Raw genomic sequence first — 19,362 nt, 5'->3', positions numbered from 1 at the left:
GCTAATGAAGAAAGACAAGATATTGGTTGTAGGTGGCTATGGGGATGTAGGCGGCAGAATATGCCTGGGGTTATCTGAACATTATCCTGATCAGGTGATTGCGGCAGGTAGAAGCCTAGAAAAAGCCCGTCAATTTGCGGCCAGCACTGGAGGAAAAGTGCTGGCCCGACAAATTGATATTGCCGGAGTGGTTCCAAATGAGGAACTACAGGATATTCTTTTGGTGATCATGGTGGTTGATATGCCAGACGCCAAATTCGTGCGTCAGTGCTTCGAACAATGTGTCCATTATATTGATATAACGGCTACCTATAAGCTAATAGAGCAAATTAAGGACCTTAATGAAATGGCCATTAGGCATGGGGCAACCGGAATTGTGAGTGTGGGGTTGGATCCGGGGCTATCTAATCTACTCGCCAAGCACTGTGTATCATATATGGAAAAAGTTGACCACATTGATATTCATTTGCTGTTGGGTTTGGGAGACAACCATGGTGAGGCGTCCATTAACTGGATTTTAGATACAATTCAAAGGGACTATGCCATTTTACTAAATGGACGTTTGACTAAGGTGAATAGTTTTAGAGATGGAAAACAAACACAGTTTCCGGGTGGTCTTGGAAAACATACCACCTATTCATTCAATTTTTCTGATCAACACGTGCTGCCAGAAACGCTTGGGGCAAGTAGTGTTAGAACAAGGATTTGTTTTGAAAACAGAAGAATTACTGCCCTGTTTGCTTTGCTTGCCAGAATAGGTTTTTTCAAGTTATTGAAATATAAGCCAGTTAGAAGTATTTATAAGCATTTGCTTAACGCATTCAAATACGGATCAGATGTCTATGCTGTCAAGGTAAAAGCGTATGGCTATGAGTATGACACCATGGTGCAGATGGAGGCTTCCCTCATTGGGCATAGAGAAGCTAATGGAACTGCTATGGCAACTGTGAAAACTGCTTGTTTACTCTTGGATAATGAAATAAAGAGTGGTGTGTTTCATAGCGAAGAGTTATTTGATTTGGGTGATTATGTAGATGATCTGGAGGGTATAGATTTTTATTTAGACAATAGATTACCGGTAGCTAGTTGACGAAACCACCAACGTATGAATTTAAATAATAGGAACATAGCAATTATATTGTTCTGCATCTTCGTGGTGATGAGTGGTTATGGAGTACTACTCCCTGTATTGCCGTACTATACCGAGCGGCTGGCATTAAAGTCCGGTGTAGTGGCAGATGAAGATATTAACTATCATATTGGCATCCTCACCAGTATATACCCGTTTTTTCAACTATTATTTGCGGTAGTTTGGGGTAAGTTATCTGACCGTTTTGGCCGCAAAATACTAATTGTGATGGGGATGCTTGGTTTTGTTATTATGCAATTTTTAACAGGGCTTGCTACTTCCTTAACCATGCTGTATGTAGCCCGTATCCTTGGAGGGATCTTCTCATCTTCGGTTATCCCCGTTGGCAATGCTTTCCTCAGCGACCTCACTGATAGGACCCACCGAAGGAAGGTGTTGGCTTGGTCCGGAGTGGCAGTAAGCGCAGGAGTCATTGCAGGACCTATGATTGGTGGATTTTTGGCACAGACCAATTTACATTTTAGTACGACTTTCGGACATTTCTTGCTGGACAAATTTAGTGTCCCCTTTCTTGTAATTGCACTATTAGGTATTTTGATTCTACTGGTGACCTTGGCTTGGCTTAAAAATCCGGAGAATAATAAGTCAGGAACACTACTGCAAGCACAAAAATCAAAACTGAAAGTTGGCCATGGGTTTATGCTGCTTTTATCTCTTTCATTAGTGCTACAACTAGCAGTTACCTTATTTGAAACAGTTTTCTCTGTATATGCTAAAGACATTCTGACTTTTGGCACGTCACAAATAGGCTTGGGCTTTATGCTTTGTGGCTTGATCATGGCGGTTTTACAACCTGTTTTCGCCAGTTTGGATGAAAAGAAGGTCTCTATCAAGGCACAGCTTCTTTTCGGTTTTGGCATAGCCTCCATTTCCATGTTTGTATTCTCATTGTGGAATTCCGACATGTATGTTTATAGCACTATCGTAGCTTTTGCAATCGGTGGCGCCATGGTTACCCCCAACCTTATTGCCATGGTCTCATTTATTGATCAGGATCATACGGGAACGAATCTATCACTTCAAACTTCTATGAATAGCATTGGTCAGGTGGCAGGCCCTGTTTTGGGCATGTGGTTGTACACCATGGATAAAACCTGGCCGTTTCCTTTTATTGGCGTAGTACTCCTGCTGGCAGCTGTAATGGTGGTGCCGAAACTTAATTATAAAATAAAAAGAGCATGAGAAAATTAAATGATTATTTGGGAGATCAGGCAGAATATCTACTGACGCATCAATGCAAAGCCATTGACAAGGCACGACTTACTATTCCTGCTCCGGATTATCTGGATCAGGTTTTTCTGAATACAAACAGAAATACGCAGGTACTTAATTCACTATCAAGATTGTGTGATATTGGCTTAAGCCTTACAGGAATGGGCTTTATTTTAGAAAGAAAGGCATTGAATTGTTAAATCTAATTCAGCAGGTGTACCTCGATAGAATTTACCATTGCATGATCAAAACAAATGAATAAACAAAAAACTTTATACCTATGAAATACTATATTTTCCTTTTACTGCCCTACTTTCTCAATGCTGTGGCGTTTGGTCAATCAAATGAAGAGATCAGAAGTGGTATTTATTTAAATGTTCAAGCATATGAAAATGATCAGTTAACATACGAGATCGACTGTAGCTCCGAAAAACATAAGATCAAACCTAATACACATAAAAAAAGAGGGTCATTTCGAGTTGTTCACAATAAACAAAAGATAGACTTAAACAAAGAAGAGGTTTATGGTTATAGAGATTGCAAAGGGAGGGATTTCAGGTTTGAAAACAATGTAAGCTATGAGATAATCTTTATAGGTCATTTGATTTTATATTCAAACTACGTAGATGACGGATTGGATGAAAATGGAAACATGCGTCAAAAAAAGGCATATTATTTCGGTAAGCTTCTGAGTTCAGATATTATTCCATTAAGCGTTGAAAACCTCAAAAATGCCTATCCCAACAATCATAAATTTCATGACCTGATAGACACTAATTTCAGCTCAGGCTCAATTACTGCTTACGATGACTTTCATGACACGTATAAAGTTAACCGATATCTAGCCCTTTCCAGGGAAGATATTGCTACTCCAAAAGAAGGGATAGATGAACTCATTCAGCGGATACAGGATGCCATCAATGCAAAAGATCTACACTCCCTTAATAATTGCTTTTCTGATAAGACTAAGGTCTACGAGCAAGGATCTATTGATGATTCCTGGGAACACTACCGGGATGGGCACTTAGGAAAAGAAATAGAAGAAATGGAAGACATGTCGTTCCTGATCGAAGTGGATGAGAGCCTCACTACTAAACAGATGGCACTGGTGAGAGGCAAGTATTTTATCAGGGGAAAAATGCATGGCCGGGAAATCAATTCTTCTGGATTAATTACCCTATCCATGCGCGTAGAGCAAGACATGTGGAAAGTCATTCACCTGCAATTTTCAAGAGGATGCAAATAAAGGGTAACATCTATTTAGGTATTCTTCTGGGTCTGCTCTTTGTCGGCTGTAATCCATCAGCTAGCACAACAACTGACCCTAAGGCACAGGCAGTAGTAGACTCTGCCATAGCCAGAAGCAATCTTCATTTATTAGCTAATGCGGAAGCATCCTTTGATTTTAGGGACAGATCATATGGTTATAAAATGAAAGAAAATCAGTTTGAATATACGCGTCTCTACATAGACAGTACTGGAACGGAAACCTATGATGTGCTTACCAATAGTGGCTTTACACGCTACATCAACGGTGAAGTGCAGGAACTCGTGGCAGAAAGGCAAAACGCCTACGCTAATTCGGTAAACTCCGTCATTTACTTCGCATTTTTACCCTACAGACTAAATGACGCTTCGGTAATTAAGAATTATCTAGACAAAGTCAAGGTTCTTGACAAAGAATATCATAAGATTCAAGTGACATTTAGACAAGAGGGGGGCGGAGAAGATTTCGAGGATGTATTTATCTATTGGTTCGATAGTGAGGACTACAGTATGGACTATTTTGCTTATGAATACCAAACCAATGGTGGTGGTATTCGATTCCGGGAAGCAACCAATCCCAGGAATATCAATAGTATCCAAATCCAGGATTACATCAATTACAAACCCAAACCAGGTGTTGAATTCAAGCTTTCAGAAATAGATAGGTACTATCAGCAAGGTAAGCTGGAGAAGCTCTCAGATATTGATTTAAAAAATTTAAACGTTAAACTAAATAACAATTAAAACCTATGAAAAAACTAATCTACACTCTTACAATAGCTGCGTTCACTTTTTCCGGATGCACAAGTCAAACTTCTGATACCCAAGAAGAGGGCCATGATGATGCCCATGAACACCCAGCCTCAGAAGCTTCTGATGAACATGAGGGGCATGATATGGCTAAAGAAGGAGCAAGTGAAAGTGAAGGGAAGCCTAAAAGCCCTCATACCAGTGCCATGGCCATGATAAATGATGCTCACGTGCATATCGATTACTCCTCTCCACGTGTTAGAGGCCGGGTTATTTTTGGTGGACTGGTAGCCTATGATGAAGTGTGGGTTTCAGGGGCACATAGAGCCACCTGGCTGGACACCAACAAAGAACTGCTCATCAATGGACAGGTACTCCCAAAAGGCAAATATGGCTTTTTCACCATTCCTGGAAAAGAAGAATGGACGGTCATACTCAACAAAAACTGGGATCAGCATGGTGCTGACGAGTACTCAGCTGATGAGGATGTAATGAGATTTTCTGTGACGCCAGAAGAGTTGTCCGAAGTAAAAGAGGAGCTGACTTATACCGTAGCAAAAGATGATGATGGAGGACAGATCTCACTGGAATGGGAAAAGGTGCGCATTAGCTTCGACTTTAAAGTCAACGAATAAATGACCAAAAGTGAATCTGAGAATCACATATCTGCTCATTCTGGTATTGCTCACTTTGGAGGTACGTGGGCAGAGTGTGTTTTCTGAAGGCTCGTGGTATAAGTTGGGTGTTACGCAGGGTGGTATTTACAAGTTAGATCGTGACTTTATTGTCAATGCATTAGGCATTAACATTTCAAACCTGGATGCTAACACCATTAAAGTTTACGGGTTTAATGGTGGTATGCTCCCGCAGGAAAACAGTGCTGCCTGGTACAACGACCCACCGGAAATACCGCTACTTAGAAGAGGTACGCAAGATGGAAAGCTTGATGTAGAGGATTACTTCTTGTTTTTTGCTCAAGCCCCTGATAAGGCAAAGCTAAAAACGAACGGGGCACTCGACTATGAGAAAAACCTCTATTCAGATACCGCCTATTATTTTTTAACATTCGGTGGGGATGCCGGATTGCAGCTGGAGAATCTTGAATCACAAAATGAGGGTGCACTAACTATCAACACTTTTGATGACTACCTCACTCACGAAATAGATGAAACCAATATCCTGGGTTCGGGAAGGGAATGGTTTGGTGAGCGCTTTGGGGGGTCTAGTGGAGTTTCCAGACAGGATTTCAACTATGAGATCCCGGGTATTTTGGATTCGGTAGGAGTTTTTACCCGCCTGATTGGTCAGTCAGAATCTCCTGGTTCTTTCGAATTGCTACTTAATCAAAGCACACTTGGAACTGTAGCGATTGATTCCATTCCATCAGTCTCTAGCTACAGCGATTTTTCTAGGGTAAGATATACTTTCCGCGGTACAGAAAGCTATGGTGTGTTTTCAAGAAACAATTTTTCTTCCAATGACTTGAGACTTACTTTCAGATTTGATGCAGGTGTCAGCACTTCAGGTAGGGCTTATATTGACTACTTCATATTAGGTTTCAAAAGGAACTTGCAGCTCTATGGTAACCAAACACAATTTAGAAGCACCCTGTCTGTAGGTAATGCCATTAGTTATCAGATCCAGAATGCCGATCCTGATGATATAAACCTATGGGATATCACTGATCCGGTAACCCCAAAAATACAGCAGTTTGTAAAAGCTGGTAACGGCATCCGCTTCGGGTCTGCACAAGACACTCTGCTGAATGAGTACATCATATTCCAGGGAAGTGATTTCCCCAATCCATCTTTTTTTGGCGAAGTGACCAATCAGAATATTAAAGGACAAACCAGTATAGATGGTTTGATCATTTCCGCACCTGTCTTTCTCAATGCTGCTGAACGACTGGCCGATTTCCATCAAAGTAATGATGGATTGTCTGTGGCAGTAGTTACTACCAATCAGGTTTACAATGAATTTTCAAGCGGCAGACAAGATATTTCGGCCATTCGAAATTTCATCAGATATGTTTGGCAGAACGGTGGTCGACTGAAGTACGTGCTTTTGATGGGTGATGCCTCGTATGATTATAAAAACAGGTTGAACAACAATACCAATTTTGTGCCAGTATACGAGTCCAGGCAATCATTTCACCGACTTTACAGCCATTCCTCTGACGATTATTTTGGGTTTTTGGAGGATGAAGAAGGCTATTGGGACGAAGGCGTGCTGGAGCTTTACAGCGGCACTCGTTTCCCGATAGGTTATACCGATCACACCCTTGAAGTGGGTATTGGCAGACTACCGGTAAAAACCCCTAAAGAAGCAGACGATGTGGTAAATAAAATCATCAGGTATGCCACCAGTGTAAATGCGCTGGGCAAGTGGAGGTCTGAGGCGGTGTATATGGCTGATGATGGCGATGGTGCGGTACACATGAGACAGTCAGAGACAGTCAACAAAATTGTGAGAGAGGGATATGCCGAGGTAAATGTGGGTCGACTCTATCTTGACAATTTCAAAACTGTGGAATCCATGCAGGATGCTTTTCTGGATAAAATGACTGAGGGCGTTCTGATTCTGGACTTTCTTGGACATGGCAGCCCTTCCGCACTTATGCAGCGAAATGAAGAGAATAGGTTAAAAACAGTCATTACCATACCACTATTGGAAGAACTAAAAAACAGACATAGGCTACCTTTGTTTATGACCGCCACTTGCAACTTTGGTCAGTATGACAATCCCATCTTTGTATCTGGTGGGGAAAACATGATGCTTAACCCGAATGGTGGTGCTATTGCCTTGCTCACAACTACACGTGCCGTTTTCTCTTCTACTAATCTACCGTTAAACGAAGCGTTTCAGAAGGCAGTGTTATCCAAGCAAAATGGGCGCTATCCCAGGCTTGGAGACGTGATCAGACAAACGAAGAACAACAGCCTGGCAGGGCCTATCAATAGAAACTTTGCCTTAATGGGTGACCCAATGCTGATGCTAAATTATCCCGGGCATGAAATAGTGTTTGACGAGCTGGAAAGTGAAACAGATACCCTAAGTGCATTAGAGAAGGTGACGATCTCGGGTAAGGTATTTGATAGTTCGGTTTTAGCCGAATCTTTTGACGGATCTGCTATTGTCACCGTATTGGATATTCCGCGAGAGCGCTATACTTTGGGGTTAGACAACAGCCCCTTCGAATACCAAGAACAAGAAAACGCTCTGTTTCGAGGAGCAGTCTCGGTGACAAACGGTGCATTTGAGGCTACCTTTATTATGCCGAAAAACTCCTCATACAGATATCAAAACGGAACAATTACGGCTTACGCTTTCAGCGAACAAGACAACATCGATGCATCTGGCGCTTCGAGAAATTTTGTATTGGGTGGTACTGACCGTGATGCGGTACAGGATACCAAATCCCCCTCTGCACAACTCTACCTAAACGAACCTACTTTTAAAAACGGTGACCTGGTAGGATCGAACAGCCTCTTTATTGCTAAATTATCTGATGAAAGTGGGATCAGTATAAGCACCAATGGGTTTAGTCAAAGTTTAAAATTGGTACTTAATGATAAAGAACCCATCATACTCAATGATTTTTATACCGCAGACCTGGATGATTACACCCGGGGAACCATTGTTTATCCCATCCAAAATCTGGAGCCCGGCTATTACATAGGGGAGTTGACCGTTTGGGATACGTACAACAACTCCTCTAGTTGGCCCATTGAGTTCAGGGTATCTGATAGGCCTATTTTGAATTTATACGATGTAATAAATTATCCCAACCCTATATCTGCCGGTAGCAGCACTACGTTCAGTTTTGAGCATGACAGAATTGGTGAAGAGCTGGTTGTTTCGCTTGAGATATATGATACCCAAGGTCGCAAAGTAAGCAGTTGGACTAACACCTTCGATGATAGCCCACGAAGAATAGAATATTTGAAATGGGATGCAACCAACTACTCAGGCCAGCCTATTGGAAAAGGTGTGTACTTCTACAGATTGGAAGTCAGTAGCACTCTTGATGGTGGACGTGCTTCAGCGGTGAAAAGAATATTGATCCATTAGCAAGACCCACAAACCACGACTTATAAACCACGACTTTTAATAATCAGCACCTTGCTGATTCATACTTCTGTTTTCACATAACTAACATAAAAAAAAGGGTCAGAACAGCACTACAGTAGTACAGTAGTTGCAGAGCACACCAAGGTGATGTCTTTAGTGGGTAAAAATCATCCAAGAGCATTCACACGATCAGAATGAAAAAGTAACGGCTAGTTTAAGAGATTTTCTCATTTGCATCCCCGCCGCACCATCTACCTGTAAGGGGCTGCTTTACTTCTGCAGGTACTGGCACAATCCTTATGGAAAATGAGATGGATGAAAGTGGTTGTTTTCGCTGTGGCTCTATTAGCTGGGGTTTCAGTAAGCATTACGGGGCACTATGGCGCTCAGTTGGTGCACATAGAGGGCGTAGGTCCACAGGGTAATTATATGGAGGGTAATGATGAACGGGAGCACTAAGAATAAAAATTGAAAAAAGATATTTATATAATCGGAAATGATCGCAAATAATATATGAATCACTATTCCATGTCAGATTCAGCATTTTCCTTTACCCTTAAAAACCACTTTTCACCGGCAAAAATCAATACCATGGAGACAGCCGCAACAATAACGACCAGGATATCACTGGTACCCTTCACCCATAAAAAAGCTCCAAGAACCACCGTGTCCAGAATAATTGCTGTAATGACTATGGCGGCTTTAGCTTTTACTTCTTTACGGAGATGTCTGAGCACTCCCCAGTGTATGGTAATGTCCATAATAAGATAAAAGATAGCACCTAAAGAGGCAATCCTGCTGAGATCAAAAAATACGGTAAGAATGATGGCTATTACTACAACGTAAACCAGCATGTGCTTTTGAATTCTTCCTGGCATTCCTAAATGGCTATGTGGAATTAGCTCCATATCGGTAAGCATGGCAGTCATTCGCGACACAGCGAAAATGCTGGCAATAATTCCTGAAACAGTGGCTACAATAGCAATACCTACAGTAAACCATAAACCATACTTACCAAAGGCCGGGCGAGAAGCCTCGGCTAAAGCATAATCCTTAGCTTCAATGATCTTAGGAATAGACAAATTAACAGAGACCGCTAACGAAACGAGCAAATAGATCACTAAACAGATGAGTAGTGAGATGATAATAGCTCTACCAACGTTTTTATGAGGATTTTTAACTTCTCCACCACTATTCGTAATAGTGGTAAACCCTTTATAAGCTAATATGGATAAGGCCAACGCTCCTAAATAGCTGGCAACCGAATATTCTTCTTGTGCCTGAGGCTGTGGCAAAGCTTGCTCTAAGGAAAACCCGGCCGCCCATAGACCACCAATAGCAAAAATGGCAATTCCCCCAATTTTTACAATCGCCATAACAAGTGACGATTTACCAATGATGTTATTTCCTGAGATGTTGACTAAAAAGGCAATCACTAAAAGTACAACTCCGAGAATAGGTACCAGAAAGGTATTATCCCCAACATCAAAAAGCTGTAGGGTGTAGGTGCCGAAAGTCCTGGCCACTAAACTCTCATTGATGATCATGGAAAAAGCCATGAGCAGGGAGGCAGCAGCTGTCATGGTACCTCTACCGTAAGCCTTCTTAAGGATCATAGCTATACCACCCGCAGAGGGATATTCATTGGAAACTTTGATATATGAGTAGGCACTAAATCCGGATATAATTGCACCTATCAGAAAAGCGACCGGGAAAAGTGCTCCTGATAACTCTGCTACTTGGCCTAGCAGGGCAAAAATTCCCGCACCAATCATGACGCCCGTACCTAGTGCCACTGCTCCGGTGAGGCTAAGGCTGTTTTTGTTGTATTCAGACATATCTTAATTTAATAGGTGAATGACACAAGAGCTGATACTTTGCTTAGTAACAACCTTACATCATGATTTTCAGCTTACAGTCAGTTTTTTATTAAAAAAAATTAAGTGAAAAAAACTAGAGGCTGTCAATAGCTGACCTCAGTTTATCCCTGATTTCGAGAGCTATTTTTTCCAAACCTTCGTTTGCTACCGCCTGCATAGAGGCCACCGGATCTACTGCTGCGACCTCAACCCCTTCATCAACTTGCTGTACGATCACATTGCAGGGTAGCATCGCGCCAATTTTATCTTCAGTTAATAATGCTTTATGAGCGAAAGGCGGATTGCAGGCTCCCAGAATTCTATAAGGCCGAAAGTTTTCATCCAGCTTTTTCTTCAGGGTTTCTTTTACATCGATCTCTGTAAGAATACCGAACCCTTCTTCTTTCAGGGCGTCCGTTATTTTTTGTATAGCTTCTTCGAAGCTTGCGTCTTTCAATGTTTTTTCGTGATAATATTTCATGTCTATATAATTTGATTTTAAAAGGTCACTTGCCTGCATGCCATATTACATTTCGGCACGCAGGCATGGAATTCACATCAAAAACATTCATCCTTTGGTTAGTATAATTAGGATTCTGTTTTTATGCTCATTTCATGTTTTAACTATTTAGTTCTTTCCATATTAGTAAATATTTAAGTAGAAGTTTGTAACAATTGTTACGTAACTCCTATACCTAAACCCATTATTAAAAACGGATGGACAAGCCACCCCCGCCACCAAAGCGGTTGTCATAGCTCCCCATCAACGAAAAGTTTTTGGATAAGAGAAACTCCGCACCTGCATTCCACACGATTTCCTCTTCATAAGAAGCATTATTTTCAAGCGTGTTTATCCATCCAGCATCCAGCTGATATTCATAATACCCAAAAACAACAAACTTTGGGAAAAGCATCACAGATCGGCCTATGCCTACCCTTGGTCTCAGTTCGTTATCAATCCGCAAGTCCACATTAAACATGTATGGTGTGAACCATCGGATACCAGCCACTGCCGTGGTTTTTATATCATCCAGACTATTTTGTGTAGTATTCTCAACATTTACGCCACCAAAGACACGGACATAATCGTAGAGGTAATATTCATAAGAAAACTCAGTTTCAATATTTTCATTCCAACCATATTCTAATGTATAATTGAACTGGTTGCGGATGTTGGATGAAACCACATTTAGTGCACTTGTATGAGAGGCAACATCAGCCATTCCCCAGGTATAAAACTGATTGGTTTCATGCACAAGTTTAGACACAGGATACGGCTCCATTCGTGGATCTCGGGGTGTATCATAACTTATTACACGCGCCATACCACCCATCATGTGATACAGGATATGACAGTGAAAAAACCAGTCGCCATATTCATTTCCATAAAACTCAATCGTTACCTTTTGCATCGGTGGCACATTCACAGTATGCTTTAGGGGCGAATACTCGCCATTCTCATTAATTACCCTGAAAAAATGTCCGTGCAAGTGCATTGGGTGGTGCATCATGGTGAGGTTGTTGAAAGTGATCCTCGTTACCTCTCCTTCATTGATTTTAATCTTGTCTGTTTCAGCAAGGGGTATGCCATTCATACTCCAGATATAGCGGCTCATGTTACCCGTCAGGTTTAAGAGTATTTCTTTAGCAGGTAAATCCTTCGAGTAGGTTGTACTTTCTGTGGACTTGAGGTAATCATAGTTATACTCAGAAAACATATTCATTGCACTGTCACCCATTCCACTCATTTGAGGTTTTTCAGAGTTGTCATTTTCCATATCCATCCCTTCATGCATTTTCATGTCGTTTTTGGTGTGGCCCATCTCCATTCCGCTCATTTCATCCTTCATTTGCATCCCCCATTTACTCATCAACTCTTTTGGTTTGTCTTTCTTGGGGCGATACTTCAGGGCAGGGGCACCCATCCGCATATCCATCTTGGACATTTTCATCATCATGCCAATCTTGTCAGGTCGGGGTACTGAGGGTGCTGGTAGCACTTCACCTTGTCCGAGAAACGCAGATGCGGTACCGGATCCATCCTGAGCAGTGATTTTAAACTCTATTTTTCCTTCATCTGGCATGGTCACAATAAAATCATACGTTTCGGCTATTGCGATGAAGGTTTTGTTGTGGGCAACTGGTTCTACATTCAGGCCATCGGCAGAAACAATGGTAGGCTCCCCTCCACCAAAAGTCATCCAAAACTGTGTAGAAGCTGCTCCGTTGATAATCCTCAACCTTACTTTTTCTCCTGGTTTGAAATCAGGGTATTCTTGCTTTTGCTCGCCATTCACCAAAAATGCCGGGTAATAAATATCTGCTATGTCGGCACTTTCCATTCTCTGCCTCCAAAAATTAAGCTGTGCTCCCAGCGCTCCACGAGCGATTACCTGATTCAGTGGTGTGGCTGTTCCTTTTCGCCAATTATACCATTCCGTTCCTCTTTTTAGAAAACGGAGAACGCTCATTGGTTTTTCATTAGTCCAATCTGAGAGGACCATCACCAACTCTTTGTCATAATCCAGGGTTTCCTCCTTTGGCTCGATTACAAACGAACCATAAACACCACTTTGCTCTTGCAGCATGGTATGGGAATGGTACCAGTAGGTTCCGGCCTGCTTTAAAGGAAACTCATATTTTTGGGTATGGCCAGGCTCAATTGGCGGAGTGGTGAGGTAGGGTACACCGTCATAAAAATTGGGTAATAGTAACCCATGCCAGTGTATCGAGGTTTCCACGTCCATTTCGTTTTTTACATATATAACTGCGTAGGAGCCCTCTTCAAAGCGTAAAGTAGGACCTGGAATTCCGCCGTTTACCGTCATACCAATTACTTCCTTTCCTGCTTTATTTACAGTTTCCTGTCGAAGGACAAGGTTATGAACAATGGTGTCCATCTGAGCTAAAACTGAAAGGTTTCCAACTAAAAGTATGAAAGTGGTAATAAGTGTATTTCTAATCATAAAGTTTATATTCTATTTATTCTTCGATTACATTTTTCATATAGAAAAAGAATTGAAAGGCACAAAAACGAAAAAAGGATTTTCACGCTAAATAATCAAGTGATTAACCCACACTGAGTAATTAACACATGGCTTAAAGTAGTCTGATTCCAATAAGGAAAACCCTATCCGCAACTCGTTCAATTATGAATTAGTACAGAGTCAACAAGGTCAATAAGAACTTGTTTTTATGAAATATTGGTTAAGATTTATGAAATTATAAGTTATGAGCTGATAGCATCTTATGTTTCTACTCTTTCGGAATCTTGATAGGAAACTTTTTCATCATCTTGTGGATAGATGGGTGGAGATCATCATACATGATAGTGGGGTCATAAAGATCGCCCTGAGCCAGGCCTTCCCAAACGATCTGATTCGTTTTAGGGTCGATAGCAGTCAATTTGGCACCACCATGAGCATATTTTACAATCTCCGGTTTAGAATATTCCTCTTTCCAGCCTGGGTTACCGCTAAGTTTGCCATTGTAGAGATAAACTGTAGGCGCATTGTAGTTATCTATTGAATTATAATCAGGATAGTCATTTGCCCGGGGTACTTCAACTTTTCTTGCATGGCTCAGCCACTCTACCTGTAGCAATAGATCCGGATTGGCAGTATCTGGTTTTAGCTGTCGCTCAGCCATACAATGCCCAAAATAGTTTCTGGTCTTTTGCCGGATAAAATCATTGTCATACTCAGTATCAGTATTATGCTCTTTTTCAGGTAGCCAGGCGTAGGTTTCATATTGAGAGAAATCCACACTCTTATCTTTAGTTACCTGCACATCCTGATAAATGTTACAAGATGCCAGAATTGTAAGAGCTACTATGAGTGAATTTGAATGAATGAATTTTATCATGCGTCTTTTGTTGGTCTCCGGGGAATCCGGCCTGCCTTCAGCTCTGCCAAACAGGTAAGCCGGAAGTACTCCCGGAGGTATTATTATTTATAAAGAAACGATAATAATTCGGGATGGTCTTACGAAGTTTTGGAAAGGTTTTAAGGAATTGTGAATATCTCTTTTATAATACATTATCAACTTATGAAAAGAAAATGTATTTAATTAAGTCTTTTTTTGCGGTCTATCTAGGTAGCTATAATTAGGTAATCTAAAGTATAATCATCATAGCAATCATTGATGCTGCCATAACTGCCCCTCCAAGAATTCCCCAGTGAGTCATATGATTCTGAGATATTTTTTTTTGAGAGGTAAAACGTTCCGGGTCTTTCAGAAAAACGGACCGGCATTCTTCAGAATCGAAATTATAGGTAGTTTGTCTAAACTTGGTTGTGATTGTACTGTCTGCTTCAACTACCTGACCACAGACAGGATCAACGTTTTTATCGTGTGTTGAGTGACCGGTGTGCTTCAACGACATACAAGATGTCATTGTTATCAAAAAAATCAAAGTGATTGCTAAATTTTGCCTTAAACTATTCATGTAACCATCTGTTTGAATGCCGGACAAAAGTGGAAAGGATTGATGTAGATAAAGCTGACGCTCGTCTTAAAATACCTTGATTTATTTCACTATCTGGCACCAAAATATATTAAATAAAAAAGACGACTTCATAAATGTAGCAATCTGGCGAATTTGCAACCACCGATTTATTCCAAAATTTCATAACTCATTTCCAAAATTTTGTAAATCCTACAAATCTAGATTTTCGTACATTGTATGCATTAAACTTCGACAATGACCCCAGAAACATTGTATATAAAGAATATGGTTTGCAATCGCTGCATCCAGGTGGTTCGAGAGGAGCTTAATCGGTTAGGAATAGAAGTAGTCGACATCCAACTTGGAGAGGTGAAGCTTTCACAGAAGGTTAACTTACTACAGCTAGATCAAATCCGCGAGGTGATTATGGATCGAGGGTTTGAATTATTGGAGGATAGTAATAGCAAAATCATAGAACAGATAAAAACCTCCATCATCGATCTTATTCATAATCCTGAAGTAGTAAGCAATCAAAACGTCTCTCACTATTTGGAGAAGAAGATCGGAAAGGACTACAGCTATTTAAGTAATTTGTTTTCATCTGTAGAAAACATCACTATTGAGCGATACCTCATTTTGCAAAAAGTGGAAAAAGTAAAAGAGTTGCTGGTTTATGATGAAATGACACTCAGTGAAATATCGTACAAATTGAATTACAGCAGTGTCCAATACCTCTCCGGTCAGTTTAGGAAAGTTACTGGTATGTCCCCTTCAGAATTCAAAAAGCTCACTACCAAAGAAAGGCTACCACTTGATGGAGTAACTACCCAATAATCTCATAAACCTTAACAAAAATTGCATAACACCTGCACCTCGGTTCCTTCATACCTTTGATTTATAAAATTTGAAGGAATATGGATGCTAATGTGAAAGATGCAGATAAAACAATAATAAGGGAGTCCTACGGAGTTTTGGGAATGACTTGTGCCTCTTGTGCTGCGAGCCTGGAGTCTTACCTGAAACAAAATGAAGGCATTCAGGAAGTATCTGTCAACTACCCAAATAAATCGGTAGCAATTGTATACAATCAGGATACTATTACTCTCGATCACATAAAAAATAAGACTCAGGAAATAGGCTATGAGATCTTGGCTGGGGATAAAGATGAGCAGCAAGAAGCTATAGAGCAAGCTGAAGATAATAGGCTTAAAAAGCTCAGGTCAAAGCTCATAATAGCAGCAGTTCTTTCAACACCTGTTTTTATCATGGCCATGTTTTTTATGGGACAAATCCCTTACGAAAACTGGATCATGATGGTGTTCTCGGCTCCTGTTCTATTTTGGAGCGGTTCTGAATTCTTTGTGAACGCCTGGAAGAAGCTGCAGCATTTCTCCTCAAATATGGACACACTTGTCGCACTTAGTACCGGAGTGGCTTTTGTGTTCAGCTTGTTCAACACCATATACCCTCAGTTTTTCCTTAATCATGACATTACTCCGCATGTTTACTATGAATCAGCCGTGATCATTGTAACGCTTATCCTTTTAGGCAGATACCTGGAAGAACGTGCTAAGGGCAAGACTTCATCTGCGATCAAAAAGCTAATGGGCTTGCAACCGAAAGAGGTAGTTGTATTCAGAAATGGAGAAGAAATTTCAGTTCCTTTAAGTGATGTTCTCAAAGGTGATTTAATCTTGCTTCGCCCAGGGGACAAAGTGCCTGTAGATGGGAAGGTAAAAAGCGGTGAATCTTATATTGACGAAAGTATGATCACCGGAGAACCTATCCCCGTAAATAAGGTAAAAGGGGAAGAAGTATTTGCCGGTACAGTAAATCAAAAGGGAAGTTTAAAGATACTGGCCAGCAAAGTTGGCGGTGAAACTCTGTTGGCCCAGATCATTCAACTCGTCAAGTCTGCCCAGGCAAGTAAGCCCCCCATCCAGAAATTGGTAGATAAAGTAGCGGGAGTATTTGTACCTGTAGTCGTAGGTCTGGCACTTCTCACTTTTTTACTGTGGTTTTTTCTTGGTCCGGATCCCTCCATCACGTATGCATTCCTTACACTCATTACCGTACTCATCATCGCCTGTCCATGTGCATTGGGCTTAGCTACCCCTACAGCCTTAATGGTAGGTATTGGTAAAGGGGCCGAGCAGGGGATATTGATCAAGGATGCCCAGGCACTGGAAGTTGCCTACAAAACAAATGCACTGGTACTGGATAAAACAGGTACGATAACAGAAGGAAAACCAGAGGTGACAGATACCTATTGGAAAAGCGATACATCAAAAAAGCTGTTTCAAGATATACTGCTATCTGTAGAATCCAATTCGGAACATCCATTGGCGCATGCTATTGTTCAATACCTGAAAGAGGCTAAGAGCAAACCTGTTGAAATCTCAAATTTTGAAAGCATTACCGGGCAGGGCGCTAAAGCCAAATACGAAGGGGAATGGTTTTTTATAGGAAATGAGGAACTCGTGAGAGACAATGAAATTGAGTTCAATTCCAAATTGAGAAGTCAGTCAGACATTCTGAAACAGGAGGCAAAAACAGTCGTGCTCTTTGCGGATCATAAGGAAGTGCTAGGTGTTATTGCCATAGCAGATAAAATCAAAGATTCCTCAAAGCAAGCCATTACCTCCTTGAAAAGGATTGGATTAGAAATTCATATGCTAACGGGTGACAATGAACAAACAGCCAAAGCGATTGCTGAACAGGTCGGAATTGATCATTACAAAGCTCAGGTTAAACCTGTGGAGAAAGGAGAATTCATCACTGCTTTACAAAACAAAGGTAAGGTGGTGGCAATGGCTGGCGATGGTATTAATGACTCTCATGCGTTGGCGCAAGCTGATATTGGCATAGCGATGGGCAGTGGTACAGACATAGCTATGGAAAGTGCCGGTATTACATTGATGCACTCAGACTTAGAGCAAATCACCCGGGCCATTACTCTTTCCAAGGCCACCATACGCACTATTAGGCAGAATTTATTTTGGGCATTTATTTACAATGTGATAGCCATTCCGGTAGCTGCCGGTGCACTATTCCCATTATTTGGATTTCTATTAAATCCCATGATAGCAGGGGCGGCCATGGCCATGAGTTCAGTTTCTGTAGTCACCAACAGTCTGAGATTAAGAAGGTCAAGCTTCGGCTGAAAAATAATAAAGTGAATTGTTAACTAAAATTTGATAAGAATGGAAACGATAAAATTTAAAACCAATATCAACTGCGGGGGATGCTTGAAATCAGTTACCCCACACCTCAATGAACTGGATAGTATTGAGTCCTGGAAAGTTGATATCGAAAACCCGGATAAAATTCTGGAGGTAAGGCTCGAAGGAGATCAGAATGAAGTGGTCAAAGCGGTAACAGAAGCAGGATTTGAAATAGAGAAGGTATAGTGCAATTTTAGGTTCCAATCATGGAAAAAGTCCCAATGCTGATTGTATTGGGGTATTTTATTTACTGTGCTTCATTGCTGCCAGACTGCATCAATTGTAACTTATTCGAACTTGAATCGTCCACTAGGAAAGAAATAAAATTAGCTCAGTAGATATGATTCAAAATAGAAGAGTGATTTTATCCACCCTATGGATATTTGTTACATTAAATTATTTGTATTGCGATGTTTTGTCATTGATGTCAGCAGAATTGTTAAACGCATTGCTTACGGGTGAAGTCGCTGGACTTAAAATGAATGAAACCACTTTGCTGATATCGGGTATCATTATGGAAATCTCGATTGCAATGGCTTTGCTATCAAGAGTTTTAAAATACAATGCCAATCGCATATCCAACATAATTGCTGGTATTATCAAAACACTAATAATGATTGGAACACTATTCATGGGGACACCTAGTTATCATTATATGTTTTTTGCAACTATAGAAATAGGAACTACTTTATTCATCGTCTGGTATGCATGGACTTGGACTCAATCTGAGGAGAACAAAGAAGTACAAAATTCCCTCAAATAGAAGCAGATCATAGGAAATTACGAAGCACAGCATTCACGATAAAGGGCATGACCTTGCTTAGCTATATGTCAAGAGATGCGAACGATCAGGCAATAGAACTCGGTATATGTCAAACATTAAATTCAGTGAACCCCATTAAAAGCATTGGAAAGTTTCTGTTTAAGTTTGTTCTTTAATGCAGCAGTTTAGAAAAATAGCGGCCGTATCGTTTCTGAGCATATTCAGTATGTATCTGCTACATCAGGTATTGCCGCATGTACATCATGAGCACGGTGCAGAGCACATAAGCATTACTGAGACTAAGGCTGAGCATGCTCATGATCACGATCATCACCACCATCATGATGATGACTCCAGTGAAGGTTTTGATCTCCTAGGATTTCTTTTTGGGACACATGCTCATACCATCCAGGTTGATAATATCCTTGTTGCCAAAAGTATCTCCAAGCAGCAGGTATCAGTAAAGGTTGTAGTAGCAGATGTTGCTTATGAGATTAAGATATCGGAAAGAGAGCCGGAAGAACAGATACTCTGGCAACATCCTCCGGACCCTACAAAATCCCCCCATCTAACTTCGGTTTCGTTAAGAGGCCCCCCATCTTTAGGATAATCATTTCAAG

The 19,362-nt window shown here is 40.9% G+C and carries 18 protein-coding genes; 13 read left to right on the top strand and 5 right to left on the bottom strand.

The window, feature by feature from the left end:
• Positions 1 to 4: 4 nt before the first annotated feature.
• The 8 genes from ACOQON_RS10630 to ACOQON_RS10595 all read left to right on the top strand — a co-directional run bounded on the left by ACOQON_RS10630 (position 5) and on the right by ACOQON_RS10595 (position 8,908).
• Positions 5 to 1,090 carry a saccharopine dehydrogenase family protein gene (locus tag ACOQON_RS10630; RefSeq protein ID WP_350204924.1) on the top strand — a complete coding sequence of 362 codons (1,086 nt, stop codon included), beginning with the start codon at positions 5 to 7 and terminating at the stop codon, positions 1,088 to 1,090.
• Positions 1,091 to 1,105: 15 nt separating this feature from the next.
• Positions 1,106 to 2,332, top strand: coding sequence for an MFS transporter (locus ACOQON_RS10625; RefSeq protein WP_420575414.1), 1,227 nt, complete (start codon positions 1,106 to 1,108; stop codon positions 2,330 to 2,332).
• Positions 2,329 to 2,562 carry a hypothetical protein gene (locus ACOQON_RS10620; protein ID WP_420575413.1) on the top strand — a complete coding sequence of 78 codons (234 nt, stop codon included), beginning with the start codon at positions 2,329 to 2,331 and terminating at the stop codon, positions 2,560 to 2,562. Before ACOQON_RS10625 ends, ACOQON_RS10620 begins: the two co-directional genes overlap by 4 nt.
• Positions 2,563 to 2,642: 80 nt before the next feature.
• Entirely contained in the window at positions 2,643 to 3,608 is a 966-nt protein-coding gene (locus ACOQON_RS10615; RefSeq protein ID WP_348284284.1) for a nuclear transport factor 2 family protein, read from the top strand.
• Positions 3,599 to 4,372 (top strand): DUF6503 family protein, encoded by a 774-nt coding sequence (locus ACOQON_RS10610; protein ID WP_420575412.1) that lies wholly within the window; start codon positions 3,599 to 3,601, stop codon positions 4,370 to 4,372. Before ACOQON_RS10615 ends, ACOQON_RS10610 begins: the two co-directional genes overlap by 10 nt.
• A 5-nt stretch (positions 4,373 to 4,377) precedes the next feature.
• A complete protein-coding gene (locus ACOQON_RS10605; protein ID WP_348284286.1) occupies positions 4,378 to 5,013 on the top strand; it encodes a DUF2911 domain-containing protein in 636 nt (211 codons plus the stop codon).
• Between the two features lie 10 nt (positions 5,014 to 5,023).
• Positions 5,024 to 8,449, top strand: coding sequence for a type IX secretion system sortase PorU (gene porU / locus ACOQON_RS10600; protein ID WP_420575411.1), 3,426 nt, complete (start codon positions 5,024 to 5,026; stop codon positions 8,447 to 8,449).
• A gap of 306 nt (positions 8,450 to 8,755) precedes the next feature.
• Positions 8,756 to 8,908 carry a hypothetical protein gene (locus tag ACOQON_RS10595; RefSeq protein WP_420575410.1) on the top strand — a complete coding sequence of 51 codons (153 nt, stop codon included), beginning with the start codon at positions 8,756 to 8,758 and terminating at the stop codon, positions 8,906 to 8,908.
• A gap of 62 nt (positions 8,909 to 8,970) precedes the next feature.
• Here ACOQON_RS10595 and ACOQON_RS10590 read toward each other — a convergent pair whose 3' ends face one another.
• The 5 genes from ACOQON_RS10590 to ACOQON_RS10570 all read right to left on the bottom strand — a co-directional run bounded on the left by ACOQON_RS10590 (position 8,971) and on the right by ACOQON_RS10570 (position 14,692).
• Entirely contained in the window at positions 8,971 to 10,287 is a 1,317-nt protein-coding gene (locus ACOQON_RS10590; protein ID WP_420575409.1) for an APC family permease, read from the bottom strand.
• Between the two features lie 115 nt (positions 10,288 to 10,402).
• Positions 10,403 to 10,789 (bottom strand): DUF302 domain-containing protein, encoded by a 387-nt coding sequence (locus ACOQON_RS10585; RefSeq protein ID WP_420575408.1) that lies wholly within the window; start codon positions 10,787 to 10,789, stop codon positions 10,403 to 10,405.
• Between the two features lie 226 nt (positions 10,790 to 11,015).
• Positions 11,016 to 13,208, bottom strand: a complete 2,193-nt coding sequence (locus ACOQON_RS10580) for a multicopper oxidase domain-containing protein (RefSeq protein WP_420578688.1) — start codon at positions 13,206 to 13,208, stop codon at positions 11,016 to 11,018.
• Positions 13,209 to 13,563: 355 nt separating this feature from the next.
• Positions 13,564 to 14,172, bottom strand: a complete 609-nt coding sequence (locus ACOQON_RS10575; protein WP_420575407.1) for a DUF4136 domain-containing protein — start codon at positions 14,170 to 14,172, stop codon at positions 13,564 to 13,566.
• A 250-nt stretch (positions 14,173 to 14,422) separates the two neighbouring features.
• A complete protein-coding gene (locus ACOQON_RS10570; protein ID WP_420575406.1) occupies positions 14,423 to 14,692 on the bottom strand; it encodes a YHS domain-containing protein in 270 nt (89 codons plus the stop codon).
• 318 nt (positions 14,693 to 15,010) lie between these two features.
• On the opposite strand from ACOQON_RS10570, the gene ACOQON_RS10565 reads away from it, so the two are divergent.
• From ACOQON_RS10565 to ACOQON_RS10545, 5 genes are all read left to right on the top strand, one after another.
• Positions 15,011 to 15,589 (top strand): AraC family transcriptional regulator, encoded by a 579-nt coding sequence (locus ACOQON_RS10565; protein ID WP_420575405.1) that lies wholly within the window; start codon positions 15,011 to 15,013, stop codon positions 15,587 to 15,589.
• An 80-nt stretch (positions 15,590 to 15,669) separates the two neighbouring features.
• Positions 15,670 to 17,919 (top strand): heavy metal translocating P-type ATPase, encoded by a 2,250-nt coding sequence (locus ACOQON_RS10560; RefSeq protein ID WP_420575404.1) that lies wholly within the window; start codon positions 15,670 to 15,672, stop codon positions 17,917 to 17,919.
• Between the two features lie 39 nt (positions 17,920 to 17,958).
• Positions 17,959 to 18,165 (top strand): heavy-metal-associated domain-containing protein, encoded by a 207-nt coding sequence (locus ACOQON_RS10555; protein ID WP_350205658.1) that lies wholly within the window; start codon positions 17,959 to 17,961, stop codon positions 18,163 to 18,165.
• 154 nt (positions 18,166 to 18,319) lie between these two features.
• Positions 18,320 to 18,742, top strand: a complete 423-nt coding sequence (locus ACOQON_RS10550; RefSeq protein ID WP_350205659.1) for a DUF6326 family protein — start codon at positions 18,320 to 18,322, stop codon at positions 18,740 to 18,742.
• Positions 18,743 to 18,917: 175 nt separating this feature from the next.
• A complete protein-coding gene (locus tag ACOQON_RS10545) occupies positions 18,918 to 19,352 on the top strand; it encodes a hypothetical protein (protein WP_420575403.1) in 435 nt (144 codons plus the stop codon).
• Positions 19,353 to 19,362 lie beyond the last annotated feature (10 nt).

The organism is Ekhidna sp., from assembly GCF_965221965.1.
In the GTDB taxonomy this organism is placed as follows: domain Bacteria; phylum Bacteroidota; class Bacteroidia; order Cytophagales; family Cyclobacteriaceae; genus Ekhidna.
This window is presented reverse-complemented; position numbering and strand designations above follow the sequence as displayed.